Annotated in this window: 12 protein-coding genes and 1 pseudogene; 10 read left to right on the forward strand and 3 right to left on the reverse strand. The window is 26.9% G+C overall.

Translation table 11 applies throughout. The features are described 5' to 3' along the window. From Q0F58_RS13125 to Q0F58_RS13150, 6 genes and pseudogenes are all read left to right on the forward strand, one after another. Positions 1 to 426, forward strand: a pseudogene (locus tag Q0F58_RS13125) (hypothetical protein); the annotation flags it as partial. 345 nt (positions 427 to 771) lie between these two features. Next, positions 772 to 2,511, forward strand: coding sequence for a hypothetical protein (locus Q0F58_RS13130; RefSeq protein ID WP_294377348.1), 1,740 nt, complete (start codon positions 772 to 774; stop codon positions 2,509 to 2,511). Positions 2,512 to 2,548: 37 nt separating this feature from the next. Further along, positions 2,549 to 3,247, forward strand: coding sequence for a response regulator transcription factor (locus Q0F58_RS13135; RefSeq protein WP_294377350.1), 699 nt, complete (start codon positions 2,549 to 2,551; stop codon positions 3,245 to 3,247). Between the two features lie 28 nt (positions 3,248 to 3,275). After that, positions 3,276 to 4,673, forward strand: coding sequence for a HAMP domain-containing sensor histidine kinase (locus Q0F58_RS13140; protein ID WP_294377353.1), 1,398 nt, complete (start codon positions 3,276 to 3,278; stop codon positions 4,671 to 4,673). A 120-nt stretch (positions 4,674 to 4,793) separates the two neighbouring features. After that, a complete protein-coding gene (locus Q0F58_RS13145) occupies positions 4,794 to 5,195 on the forward strand; it encodes a helix-turn-helix domain-containing protein (protein WP_294377355.1) in 402 nt (133 codons plus the stop codon). Positions 5,196 to 5,230: 35 nt separating this feature from the next. Continuing rightward, positions 5,231 to 5,731 (forward strand): cysteine hydrolase family protein, encoded by a 501-nt coding sequence (locus Q0F58_RS13150; RefSeq protein WP_294377358.1) that lies wholly within the window; start codon positions 5,231 to 5,233, stop codon positions 5,729 to 5,731. A gap of 227 nt (positions 5,732 to 5,958) precedes the next feature. Here Q0F58_RS13150 and Q0F58_RS13155 read toward each other — a convergent pair whose 3' ends face one another. Next, positions 5,959 to 6,492: a TetR/AcrR family transcriptional regulator gene (locus tag Q0F58_RS13155; RefSeq protein ID WP_294377359.1), complete on the reverse strand. Its 534-nt coding sequence runs from the start codon at positions 6,490 to 6,492 to the stop codon at positions 5,959 to 5,961. 146 nt (positions 6,493 to 6,638) lie between these two features. Between Q0F58_RS13155 and Q0F58_RS13160 the strand changes: the two genes are divergently transcribed. Continuing rightward, positions 6,639 to 8,063: an MDR family MFS transporter gene (locus tag Q0F58_RS13160; RefSeq protein WP_294377371.1), complete on the forward strand. Its 1,425-nt coding sequence runs from the start codon at positions 6,639 to 6,641 to the stop codon at positions 8,061 to 8,063. Positions 8,064 to 8,172: 109 nt separating this feature from the next. Here the strand turns inward: Q0F58_RS13160 and Q0F58_RS13165 are convergent, their stop codons facing one another. Next, the gene (locus Q0F58_RS13165) at positions 8,173 to 8,559 is read right to left on the reverse strand and encodes a pyridoxamine 5'-phosphate oxidase family protein (RefSeq protein ID WP_294377361.1); all 387 of its coding nucleotides are present in this window, start codon (positions 8,557 to 8,559) and stop codon (positions 8,173 to 8,175) included. Between the two features lie 290 nt (positions 8,560 to 8,849). Between Q0F58_RS13165 and Q0F58_RS13170 the strand changes: the two genes are divergently transcribed. The 3 genes from Q0F58_RS13170 to Q0F58_RS13180 all read left to right on the forward strand — a co-directional run bounded on the left by Q0F58_RS13170 (position 8,850) and on the right by Q0F58_RS13180 (position 12,091). Further along, entirely contained in the window at positions 8,850 to 9,170 is a 321-nt protein-coding gene (locus tag Q0F58_RS13170; RefSeq protein WP_294377373.1) for a helix-turn-helix domain-containing protein, read from the forward strand. Positions 9,171 to 9,279: 109 nt separating this feature from the next. Beyond that, a complete protein-coding gene (locus tag Q0F58_RS13175; RefSeq protein WP_294377364.1) occupies positions 9,280 to 10,629 on the forward strand; it encodes an MATE family efflux transporter in 1,350 nt (449 codons plus the stop codon). 307 nt (positions 10,630 to 10,936) lie between these two features. Next, positions 10,937 to 12,091, forward strand: a complete 1,155-nt coding sequence (locus tag Q0F58_RS13180; protein WP_294377366.1) for a stalk domain-containing protein — start codon at positions 10,937 to 10,939, stop codon at positions 12,089 to 12,091. 206 nt (positions 12,092 to 12,297) lie between these two features. Here the strand turns inward: Q0F58_RS13180 and Q0F58_RS13185 are convergent, their stop codons facing one another. Beyond that, positions 12,298 to 13,164, reverse strand: coding sequence for a LysR family transcriptional regulator (locus tag Q0F58_RS13185; RefSeq protein ID WP_294377368.1), 867 nt, complete (start codon positions 13,162 to 13,164; stop codon positions 12,298 to 12,300). Positions 13,165 to 13,427 lie beyond the last annotated feature (263 nt).

Raw genomic sequence — 13,427 nt, forward strand, 5'->3', positions numbered from 1 at the left:
AAGAAAGTAGATGGAAATTGGCATTATTGTGATAACCTTGTGAAATATTCAGAAGAAAATATTATAAAAAATGAATGGATGGAGATAAATCAATACTGGTATCATTTTGATGAAAACGGCAATATGGATAAGAATACTACTATAAAAGACGAATGTGGTAATGAGTGTCAATTAAATTCTGATGGTGCTTTAGTTAACCGTGAGGAACCAGAATTTAAAGAAGAAGAAGAGCCAGAGTTTAAGTTTATTGAAAAGGATGGAAAAACATACTGCATAGATTTACAAGGAAATAAAAAGACAGGCTGGATTATGAAAGGTGATTGGTGGTATTTCTGTAATAGTGATGGAATAGTTCAAAAGAATATATCTATTATTGATAATGGCCAGAAATATATTTTAGATCAAAACGGAGCATGGATTAGATAATAATATAATATGATATAAAAGAATTCTATAAATAAAAAATATGAAATTAGATATCATGATTATTTGAATACTTGAATAATTTATATTAAATATTTGCCCAATGGCTATTTTACAGTTATTGGGCTTATTTTAATTTTAAAAATATTATTATCTTTTTTATATTAACTAGAAATTAAATAGGTTTAAATTCATCATTGTAAAAAGAAATGAAAAAAGTTAATATTATACTGTGATGTGTAAGATATAGGTAATTTCTATATAAATGGAAATAGTAAATTTAAATGTGATTTTAATTTGGCAATAATATAATAAGTGCTGAACAAGCTATATAGGAGATAACAATTAATGAAAAAAATATTTAATAATATTTTAGTGTTATTGGCATTACTCATAATTATCATAACAGGTGCAAGTTGTTATATTTATAGAACAAGAGAAGAAAGTGAAGTATTGAATTCTGATGTCAGTATGAATGATGTTAAATGTATTTTAAGAATTGATAGTGAATCACAAAATGATTATGTTCAGATTCCAATAGGATATAAATCAGGGAAAATATATGTTTTAAATTATAATGATAAAGATAAGATTTATGATTGTAATATTTACATTTTAAATAAAGATGGAAGTTTAAAGGATTCAGGAATAAAGCTTCCAGATGAATATTCAAAAGGAAATCTATATGTTATTGGTGATAAAATTTTTTCACAAGATAAATACTTTGATCTTTCAGAAGATGAGAATCATGTATTGTTTTCAGATTTAAAGTATGATGTATGCTGTGCTGTTAGTGGTAATGATAAATATGTCGTATTTTCAAGAGATATTGATGATAAGAAAGAATATGTATTATACAATATAGAGGATAATAGTAATTATAAATATCAAATGGAAAAATCTAATGAAATCTGTAATATTTTTTTTGATTCTGAAACCAATAAGTTTTATGCTATATGTTCCAATAATGTAATATATGAAATTGTACAGGAAGAAAATGAATTTACATTATTGCAAAAAGAGAAAATAGAAGATATAAATGATAATTATGATTATAAGTATGCATACGGATTTGATGGACAAATATTTTTATCTTCCAAGAAAATTGAAAATAACAATGAATATTCTTTAGAACAATTTAATTTAAAGAGTGGATATTTGGAAAAAATACAGAGTATAAACTTATGTGCATATGATAAGCTGTATAGTCAGTATGTGATTTTAAAGAAAAATGAAAGCAATAATGATAAAATTTATTTTGCAAAATTTCAGAATACTGGTTTTGAAATGCTTATGCAGGTGCCTAAAATTTATGGCCAGGATAGCAGCATATCAATTAATATGATTGATACTGATAATGTTCTTATTCATGAACAGCTGTATGACAACAGTAATAATAAAATAAAAAATGTATATAGAGTATACGATCTTATTACATATTTTCAACAAAATAATGGAGAAAATTCATGGAATATTGAAGAAAAAGTGACTTTGAATAATGCTTTTAAGAACATTGATAAATACAATGAAAACAGAACTGTTGAAAACAAAACTGGTGAAAATGATAATAATGAAAAGAAAAAAGAAAATGAAGAAAATTACAGTAAAATTGAACCTAAACAGACAGTTTCAGCGCCTGTAAAAAATGAAGAACCAGATTATAGGGAGACAAGTCCATCATGGAAAAGAGCTAATGGTGACTGGTATTATTATGATAATAGAGATAAAAAAGTAACTGGTTGGGTAAAAACTCAAAAAGGATGGTATTATTTTTATACTGATGGAGTTATGCAGAAAAACAGCCTTGTCATTGAAGATGGAAATGAATACTATTTAGGAGAGGATGGACTTTTAACTGTTCCTGATGATAATTTAGAAGAAAATTCTAGTGGGTATTATGACGAAGAAAAAAAGGAAAAAGTCAATTCTAATAATTCAGACAGAGAAGAAAATAGGAAAAATTTAGGAAATAATAATGCTGATGCATATGATAAGGACAAGGATGTTGATGAAGATAATAAAGAAAACACCAATGAAGAAAAAGAAAATAAAAATAGTGAAGAAAAAAATGAGAAAAAAGAAAAGTAATTTTTAGCAGGTTGTCGTCAAATAGGGGTGAGATTAAATGTTAAAGAAAAGGATATTAGTTGTTGAAGATGAATTTTCAATAAATGATACATTAAAATTTGCATTATCAAAGGAGAATTTTGATGTAAAAGGTGCTTATGATGGAGAAAATGCTTTAAAATTAATGGAGGAATTTAAGCCTCAGCTTGTTTTACTGGATGTAATGCTTCCAGATATAAATGGATTTGAATTATGTAAAAAAATGAGTCCTAAAAGTTTTGTAATAATGCTTACAGCAAGGGATGATGTAATTGATAAAATTTTAGGGATGGAAATAGGTGCTGATGATTATATTACAAAGCCTTTTGAAATAAGAGAAGTTATAGCGAGAATAAATGCTGTTTTCAGAAGAGCTGATAAGTCACTTTCAAATAATATAGATTTAGATATTACAGAAGAAAAGAAAGAAGTGGCTGTAAAAGGCATAGAAATAAATTTGGATAACAGAATAGTAAAAAAAGATGGCCGTGAAATTATTTTGAAGCGAAAGGAATTTGAATTACTGAGCTTTTTATATAAAAATAAAGGGCATGTTTTTACTAGGCAGCAGCTTTTAAATAAAGTATGGGGGTATGATGATTATGGTGATACCAGAACTGTTGATGTACATATAAGAAGACTTAGGGCACATCTTGGAGAAGATAAAGAAAATTCAGTTATAGAGACTGTTTTTGGAGTGGGGTATGTTTTTAAATAACATGTTTTAAGTAAGGAGTGTGGATAATGTGCTTAAAACATTAAAAGGGAAAATAATGACAGTAGTTATTATAGCACTTTTAGGAGTAAATTTTGGAATAAGCATTTTGGTATACGATACTTTTTATAATCAGCTTAAAGCAAATATAAAAAGTGATATGGAAGGAATTAAGAATTTTACAACAAGTACATTAAAGTATGGTGATATTGTAATTGAGGATTCAGAAAAAGTAAGAAGTAAAACTATATATGAAGTAAACAGTAATTATGAATGTTATGTGGGATTATATGATAATGAAGGAAATGTAATTTGTGATGGCGGGAATATGTTAAAATCAGACAGTATAGAAAATATACTGAAAGATTCAGCATCAAAAGGAGCTCTAATACGGTTTAACAATAGAAATGGACTAATATCTACATATGTATATCCTATTTATTTTAATGGTGATTATGACAGCAGTCTTATTATTCAAAAAAATTATGATTTGTATTACAGTAACATAAAGAAAACAATGGCAAATATTATTGGAGTACAGTCAATACTTCTTGCAGCAATTACCATTATACTAAATTACTTTGTAAATAGAATAATACGCCCATTAAAAATATTAATAAAAGAAATGAATAAATATGGAGAAGGAAAAGAACCTGAAAAAATAGAGATTTCTTCAAAGGATGAGATTGGGCAAGTTACAGATGCATTTAATCAAATGATAGTGGATAAGAAAAAGCTTGAAGCAGCTTCAAAAGAGTTTTTTAATAATGCTACTCATGAACTAAAGACACCAATAACATCAATATATGGATATCTTCAGATATTAGATGAAGAAGATATAAATAATATGAATGTAGAATTTAAAAATAGGGCTATAAATAGAATGTTAATGGAATGTTGTAAACTCAGAGATTTGATTCAAAAATTACTTGAAATATCGAGATGTGGGGTAAGAAAAAAAGAAATTGCAGTTGAGTTTGATTTGAAGCAGATGATAAATGAAATATGTGAAAGACTTATAGATAGAGCAGAAAGATTAAATAAAAAATTTGTTATAGATATGAAAGAAATTAGGATAAAAGCTATAAAAGATGATGTAGAGCATATAATTCTCAATTTAATTGATAATGCCTTAAAGTATTCAGCTGGCAATAAAATACTTATAGAACTTAATGGAGACAAGGATAAATTTTTTTTTAACATAAGTAATAAAATAACTGAAATACCTGAGGATGTTTTAAAAAATCTTTTTGATCCATTTGTGAAATATAATAAGTTTGATGATAATCTGGAAAATTGTATTACAAGTTCAGGACTTGGATTATATTTATGTAAAGAACTTGCAGATAAGAATAACCTTGATTTTATGTATACAGTAAGTAGTAAAGTAATAACATTTGAGTTGAAAAATACTATTATAAAACAATAAAATTCGTGACTATAATTGCTGAATACTTTTAATCTATTTTTTCAGTTTAAATTGACCAACCAAATAAATAATACTATAACATGGTATAATCATATACAAATATGATTGGTGGTGAAAGTAATGAAGATAAGAAAAGATTATACATGTCCTGTTGAAATAATTCATGATATAGTTAAAGGAAAGTGGAAGCCTATAATAATATTTCAACTAAAAAAAGGTTCAAAATCTTTAGCAGAACTTGAAAAAGGAATTAATGGAATTACACAAAAAATGCTTCTTGAACAATTGAAAGAACTTCAGGAATTTAAAATTATTGATAAGGTAAAATCTAAAGGGTATCCACTTCATGTTGAGTATTTTCTTACAGAAGATAAAGGGATTAAGCTGTTAAAAGCTTTTGAAATAATGCAAGGTATTGGAATAGAATATATGATTGAAAATGGAAAGGAAGACGAGCTTAGAAAAAAAGGAATAAATTCAGAAAGTATATCTAATTATTTAAATCAACGTAACAATAGATAGATTATTATACCCACAAAAAAGTGGGTAATTTACATATGTATTTTACAGAGGGAAACTATAAATTACATGAACCAGAAAAAGCAGCAGAAAAGGCAGCTCAAATTTTAAACAAATTCAGAAATGAAAATAAGCCAATAATTCATGTAAAACATATGTTTAATGTAAATGGAAGAGATAATGGTGATTATTTACTTGATTTTAATGAAGCTGTAAAACCTAAAGATGGGGAAATAATAATTTCAAAAAATTATCCTAATGCATTTTTAAAAACAAATTTATATGAAGAACTTAAGAAAATTAATGCAGATAGTCTTGTAATTGTTGGAATGATGAGTCATATGTGTATTGATACAACAACAAGAGCAGCACAAAATTATGATTATAAGGTAATGGTTATACATGATGCGTGTACAACAAAAGATTTAGAATGGGATGGTGAAAAAATTAAAGCAGAAACTGTTCACAATAGTATTATGGCATCATTAAAAGGTATGTTTGCAGAAGTTGTATCAGCAGAAGAATATTTAAAATTGTAATTTAGAGATTTTTAAGATGTCAAAGCTGTTTTGCTTGCAAATTAATAAATGGCAGTAGTTATGTTAAATATATAAATATTGGGACAGTAGGTATATTTGTGTAAAACAAAATCTACCTATTGTCTTTTGAATTGGTTATAATTAATTAGATGGTAATTACTGTAAGCACTTCAGAAAAAATCACAAAATACAGGCAGGAAATTTTAAATAATTTCCTGCCTGTATTTTTATGGAGTATATTCATGAAGCAGTATATCACTCATCTGTTCTGGTGTTTCTATGCACCCATCAAGAATCCATTTATGAGCAATAGACTTTATTCCGGCTCCTATAAAAAGCATATGATATTTAATTTCTCGTTCAGTTTTATTTGGTATATGTACTAATTCAGGATATAGATTAAATATTACATCATAAGTCTGATTTGTAATTAGTCTATTTTCAGGGCTGTTAAAAAAAGCTTTATAAAAATCAGCATGTTCCTTTAAATAATAAAAATACCTAGTAAAAGTATTCTTTAATGAAGATCTATCTTTTATAAGGATATTAATAATATGAGAATGATATTTATTTTGGATTTTTAAAATCAAATCATTTATATCATCGTAGTGAGAATAAAAAGCTGTTCGAGAAATATTAGCTTCTCTGCATATATCATTAATGTAAATAGAATTAAAATCCCTGTCTTTAAGAAGCTTTAGAAGTGCATTTTCAATTTTCATATCTGTTAATTGATATCTTTTATTATTACTTTTATTCATTATTGTTCCTTTATCTTTACATATTTGAAAGTTTTGTAATGGTGAAAATAAAATTATTATAATATACTTTTAATAAAGTTACAAATGTTAAGGTAATAAAAGCTTTTATTTATGCAAAATTTTAAATATGCAAAATTTTAAACTTGATGAATTTGAAGGGAATGAAAAATCAGATGATAATTGATAAACGAAAAAGAAAACTAATATTTTTTAATATATTGGTTACATGTATTGCTACATCAATGCTTGCCACATCGCTTACAACATCATTACCACCTATTTTGAAAGATTTTAATATAAGTGCAACTATGGGGCAGTGGCTTACAAGTGGATATTCACTTGCAATGGGAATAATGATGCCTGCTACTGCATTTTTTATAAGAAGATTTAAAACAAAAAAATTATATTTATCAGCAATTGGGTGTTTTATGTTTGGATTGATTATTGCTATTTTTTCAACAAATTTTATGACTCTAATGGCTGCAAGGATTTTTCAGGCAGCTGGAAATGGAATTTTAACATCTATGGCGCAAGTAATTATTCTTAGTATATATCCAAAAGAAGAATCAGGTTCTGTTATGGGACTATATGGGCTTTCTGTAGGAGCAGCTCCTGTTATAGCACCGACAATTGCAGGAATTATTGTAGATCATATTGGATGGAGAATGATATTTGCAGTTGCATTGATTATAATGGCATTTTCATTTCTATTGGCAGTTTATATTTTCGATGATGTTCTTGATACTGTAAAACAAAAATTTGATGTGATATCATTTGTGTTAAGTGCTTTTGCATATACTGGTATTATATTAGGAATAGGGAATATAGGAAATTATTCTGTTTTTAGTGTGAATATTTTAATACCTGTTTTGTTAGGAATTTCAACAATGATTATGTTTGTATATAGACAATTACATATGGATTTACCTTTTCTTGAATTAAGAATATTAAAGAATAAAGAATATATGCTTAGTGTAATAGGAAGCATGTTGTTATATCTTGTAATGATGGGATCTTCTATTATAATACCTTTATATGTACAAACTATTAAAGGTATGTCGGCAACAATATCTGGAATAGTAACTCTTCCAGGGTCTCTTTTAATGGCTATAGTAAGTCCTTTTGCTGGAAAGATATATGATAAAATTGGAATGAAAAAATTATTTATATCAGGTGCAATATTCATGCTTATAAGTAATATTGGTATGGTATTTATATCATTAAACATGTCTATAATAATCGTTGCAATTTTAAATGCAATAAGATGTATTTCTATAGGATGCTTGATGATGCCATTGGTAACTTGGGGACTTAGTGGAATTAAAATTCAAGATACGGCTTATGGAACAGCAATTCTTACATCACTTAGAACAATAGCTGGGGCAATAGGTTCTTCAGTTTTTGTTGCAATAATGACAATTGTTGCAGAACACTCTGTTGAAAATTTTGGTGTAAATGCACAGATTCATGGGTTGAATGTGACTTTTCTGGTAATGTCATGTATTACAGTTATTTTGTTATGTATACCTATATTTTGCATTAAGAAATCAGAAATAAAAGAAGAGATGTGAGTGAAATGTTAATATAATAATCATATTTTCAGCTTTATTATGCTAAAGTATTTCTTTAGAAATTTGAGAAATGCTTTAGCATAAAATTTTTTGTGAGAATTTATGTTTTTTATATTTCTTTTTTATTATCTTCATTAGGTGTAGTGACAATTATTTTTTGAGGAGTTATAATCAAAGCACCTTTTGCAGTAGCTTTGCCATTAAACATGTTTTCAACCATTTCTTTAAATGTATCAACAATGTCACCTTCTGTTATATATTTTGCAGTACCTTTAATTTGATACCCCTCCATAGTTTTCTCATCACAAACTGAAACTGCAATTTTTCCATTAGTTTCAATATTAGTTAAAGTGGTTTTTAAGAATACATCTCCTACAATTAATTTACCATCTTCAGTAATGTCTTTAAATGCAACTGGAATAGCATTTGGTTCATTAGAATAAGTTGCTAAATACCATACATTTTCTTTTAAGATTTTAATTACATTTTTGTTCATATCTATACTTACCTCCATTAATTTGATGTATTAATAATATAAAAATTACTTATACATGTTAAGATATAAAGAAATTTATAAGCTGCTAATAAATTTAATAGTAACTTGTAACTAGATAGTAGCTACTGTATAATTACCAATAAATATAGGAGTTGAATTACAGTTAATTTATTTTTTGCCATATAATAATGGTTTGGAGTTGGCTGATGTGAATTCAATATTATTGGAGGGGTATGTATCAAAGGAAGATAGAAAAAGATATTAGATGTCCATTAGAATAGGGATTAGAGATATTTGGAGGACGATGGAATTCGAGAATAATATGTGTATTGTCTTCAAAAGGAGTACTTCGTTATAGTGAGCTTCGAAAAGAAATGGGTAATATTACAGATGCAGTACTTGCTTCTACTTTAAAGATATTAATTAAAAATAATCTGGTTTTAAGAAGATCATATGATGAAATACCACCTAGAGTAGAATATTGCTTAACTGAAAAAGGTCAATCTGTTATTCCTATTTTGCAGAGTATATGCAGATGGGCAGGAATTTTTTATAAAGATGATAATGAAAATACAATGGTTCAATGTCAGAAATGTGATTATCATCGATAAAGATATGAAGAAGGATATTAAAATGATTAAATATAATAAAGAAAAACAATTTACTCTTATTTAGTAAGAAAATTATAGAAAAATTGAAAAGAGAGCAGAGATGTAAAAGATGAAGAAAGAAACATTAAAAATTGATTTATTAAATGGGAATATAAATAAAGGATTACTTTTATTTGCACTGCCTATGATTTTAGGAAATCTGCTTCAGCAATTGTATAATATTGCAGATACAGTTATAGTTGGAAAGTTTGTTGGCGCAGATTCACTAGCAGCGGTTGGTTCAGCGTATTCATTAATGACATTTATTACATCAGTTATAATAGGACTTTGTATGGGAAGTGGTTCTGTTTTTTCATATTATATGGGAAGAAGAGAAAATCAGAAATTAAAAGAATGTACACAGACTGCATTTGCATTAATAGGTGTGATATCTGTTTTTATTTGGATTATTGTACAGATATTTATTAATCCTATTTTGAGAATACTTCAGATTCCTAATGAAATTTATGATTTGATGTATCAATATACATCTATAGTATTTTTAGGTATCATATTCATTTTTTTATATAATTATTGTGCATTTGCACTGCGTGCAGTAGGAAATTCAGTAGTTCCACTTTATTTTTTAGGAGCAACATCTGTACTTAATATTGGACTTGATTTGATTTTTGTTTTGATTTTTAAATGGGAGTTGAGAGGTGCAGCAATAGCAACTGTTATATCACAAGCTATATCAGGAATAGGTCTTTGTATTTATACATGGATAAAAGAATCTCAATTTCGTTTTTCAATAAAAGGATTTTTATCTGGAAATAAACCATATAAAGAAATACTGAATCTTTCTATTACATCTTCAGTTCAACAGTCAGTTATGAATTTTGGAATTCTTATGGTTCAGGGACTAGTAAATAGTTTTGGAACAGATGTAATGACAGCATTTGCCGCAGGTGTTAAAGTTGATACATTTGCATATATGCCCGCACAGGAATTTGGAAATGCTTATTCAATTTATGTATCTCAAAATTATGGCGCAGGACAAAACGACAGAATAAAAAAAGGAACAAAAACAGCTATGAGGACTTCAGCAATTTTTTGTTCTATTATCTCAATTATTGTATGTGTATGTGCAAATCAACTCATGAAGGTATTTGTTAATGCAGAAGAAGGAATGATTATAAAAATAGGTGTTACATATTTAAGAATTGAAGGTATATTTTATGTGTTGATTGGAATATTATTTTTGCTTTATGGATATTTCAGAGGAATAAATAAACCATCAGTATCACTTCTGCTTACTATTATTTCACTTGGGACAAGAGTGATATTGGCATATATACTTTCTTCAATACCTTTCATTAATGTGAATGGAATATGGTGTTCAATACCAATAGGATGGTTTTTAGCTGATCTTATAGGTATATGTATTATAAAAAGATTGGCGATTAATAAAAATCAATAGTAACTTGTAACGACATAGTATCTACTGTTCAAGTAATTTTAAAGAATATTCATATGTATTAAATTCAAAATCTTTTATGATTACAGGAGGAGATTTTAGAATAGAATCATCAATTATTTCTGTTATAGGATATATTTTAGTCAGTGTATTTGCTTATTGGAATTTAAAAAGAAATAATGTTATTTAAGTAAGTTTTTTATAAAATAAAAATAAATTCGATGCAACACTTTCTTGATCTTAGTTGTATTTATAGTGAAAGCAGTTGATGGCCAGAACTGAGAATAAATATGAGTAAGGAGAGAAAAATATGAAAAAGATAATAGCTACTTTATTAGGAATTTTAACTACAGCAGGTTTAACACATCAAGCTTTTGCAATTGATGTAACATCTAGTGAGGATGTTTCTTCTTCAAATCCGATTTTGATAAGTTCTAATATGTCAGGAAAAGAAGATTCAAATAAAAAAGAAGAAAAAAATAGTATAGTCATTATAAATGGAAAAGAAATTCCTATAAAAAGTTCAGAGATAAAAATAATAAATAAACATATTATGATTCCATTAGAATCTACAGCAGAAGGTTTAGGATTTAAAATTACACAAGGAAAAGATGGTGTGGAAATTGAAAATGATGAAATTAGAAGTATAATTTCAATTGGACATGATTCATATTTTTACACAAGCAGTAAGTATATTGGAATGAGTGCACCACAATCATTAGGTATTACTCCAATGATATTGGATAATGAAATATATGTTCCTATCCAATTTTATAACGTATTATTTAATGATACAAAAGCAGTAGGCAGTTTTAAATGTTTCACAGATGATGGTAAGCAAATATATGTTTTAAATGGTTTGATTGCAACAGGATGGAATAAGATAAATAATCAATGGTATTATATGGCTGAAGATGGTGAGATAAAAACAGGATGGATAAAGGATAAAGATAATTGGTATTTTCTCTATGACAATGGAGTTATGGCATCAGATACAATTACTCCTGATGGATATAAAGTTGATATTTCAGGAAAGTGGGATTTTGGACAAGATGTTATATTTCAGATTCCAAATCCTATAGTAGAATATAAAACTTTAGAAGAAGCTGAAAGTGCTGTTAAATTTAAAGGTGAAGTACCTTCTTATATTCCTTCCGATTATACTATTGATTACATAAGTGTAATTTCAAATAAATTATTACAGATTTCATATAATAAAAATGCTGATAAAGAAATTCTTTTAAGAATGGAAAAGGCAGATTCATATACTGATATAAGTGGAGATTACAATATATATGAGAAAGAAAGAGTAATTAAGTGTAACAATTTAGAAGTAAATGTTAAAGGAAATAATGAACTTATTTTTGTAGCTGGCTGGATAAAAGATGGAATAGTATATTCTATAAGTATTTCTGATGGAATTGATAGAAATGAGTTATTAAAAGTTATAGAAAGTATTAAATAGTAAAAGTTTATGATGGGAAGATATTTTAAATACAGAGATGAGTTATTGGAAGTATATATATATTAAATGATAGGTGTATTTGTTAATACTTAATAGAGAGATGGATATAAAAAGAATAGCAATAATGCAGAAGAATAGTTAAAATACTTCTGCATTATTTTTTATAGAGATAATTTATATAGCAGTATTTGGTTTGTTTTAATTTTTTATAGTTGAATTGTAGTTGTTTTATAGTATTTTTGAGCAATTTGAATAAATTTTTTTGCACTTTCTCTGTTATCTTCTTTATGTGTGGCCAAAACACATTCAATTGGTATATCAAAAGAAACTGGAGTCCAGGCAAATTCATCTAAATGGTTATTGCAAAACCCTGGTACAAGGCATATTCCATTTCCTGCTGCAATATTTGTCAAAGTTGTCATATGGTCAGCACTATTAAAAGTATTTACATGAACAGAATTAATAATAAATTTCTGTACTTTTTGAAGTTCTGGAGGAGATCCTCCACCTATCATAATAGTGCGATCTTTTAAATCTTCTGGTGTAATAATTTCAAGTGATGCTAATGGATCTTCCTTTTGTGAAACAAGATATATGTGACTGTCAAATAATTTGTGCAAGTTAATCTGAGGAATACATTCCATTTGTGTTTTTAGACCAAATATAATTTGTTCGTTACCACGGAGAAAACTATTAACTCTATTATTTCCATATATGTATTTAATATTTAATGATGTATGCGGAAATTCATTTTTGAATTGTTTCATAATATGAGGAAGAAAATAAATTGCACTTCGAAGAGGGACAGATATAGACAAAGAATCTGTATATTTATTGCTGAAATTTTTCCCTCGTTCAATGGCATTTTTCATGTCATCTTTTATATCAATTAAATCACTGCAGAATTGTTCTCCAGCAGGTGTTAATTCAGCTCCTTTTGCAGAACGGTAGAATAAGGTAAAGCCTAGTTCTTCTTCTAATGTTTGAATCTGATAGGTTAATGATGGTTGACTTATGAATAAATTTTCAGATGCTTTTCTAAAATTTAAAGTTCTGATAGTTCTATAGCACAATCAATTTGTTTGAAATTCATAAAAATATCCTCCTTTTATTAAAGCAATAAAAAAATTGAATCATATATAAGAATATTCGATTGGATAATTTGAATGCTGTATATTAAAATTATAAATATAGAGTATAGGAATTAGCAAGTATGAGTTTTTTAATGGAGGCTTTTAACAGTTAAAAATAATCTATATAAATCTATAAAAATATATTTGTATTTATGATATAATCTTATTGAGGTGATAAGTTGTGAAATATTACTCAATAGGAG

Origin of the sequence: uncultured Clostridium sp. (genome assembly GCF_934754915.1) — a bacterium.
Classification (GTDB): domain Bacteria; phylum Bacillota; class Clostridia; order Clostridiales; family Clostridiaceae; genus Clostridium.

Excerpts from the sequence above, each read along its gene's own strand:
- Q0F58_RS13145 (WP_294377355.1), top strand. The coding sequence starts at position 4,794 with ATGAAGATAAGAAAAGATTATACATGTCCTGTTGAAATAATTCATGAT.
- Q0F58_RS13175 (WP_294377364.1), top strand. The coding sequence starts at position 9,280 with ATGAAGAAAGAAACATTAAAAATTGATTTATTAAATGGGAATATAAAT.
- Q0F58_RS13160 (WP_294377371.1), top strand. The coding sequence starts at position 6,639 with ATGAATTTGAAGGGAATGAAAAATCAGATGATAATTGATAAACGAAAA.
- Q0F58_RS13165 (WP_294377361.1), bottom strand. The coding sequence starts at position 8,559 with ATGAACAAAAATGTAATTAAAATCTTAAAAGAAAATGTATGGTATTTA.
- Q0F58_RS13180 (WP_294377366.1), top strand. The coding sequence starts at position 10,937 with ATGAAAAAGATAATAGCTACTTTATTAGGAATTTTAACTACAGCAGGT.
- Q0F58_RS13135 (WP_294377350.1), top strand. The coding sequence starts at position 2,549 with ATGTTAAAGAAAAGGATATTAGTTGTTGAAGATGAATTTTCAATAAAT.
- Q0F58_RS13130 (WP_294377348.1), top strand. The coding sequence starts at position 772 with ATGAAAAAAATATTTAATAATATTTTAGTGTTATTGGCATTACTCATA.
- Q0F58_RS13150 (WP_294377358.1), top strand. The coding sequence starts at position 5,231 with ATGTATTTTACAGAGGGAAACTATAAATTACATGAACCAGAAAAAGCA.
- Q0F58_RS13155 (WP_294377359.1), bottom strand. The coding sequence starts at position 6,492 with ATGAATAAAAGTAATAATAAAAGATATCAATTAACAGATATGAAAATT.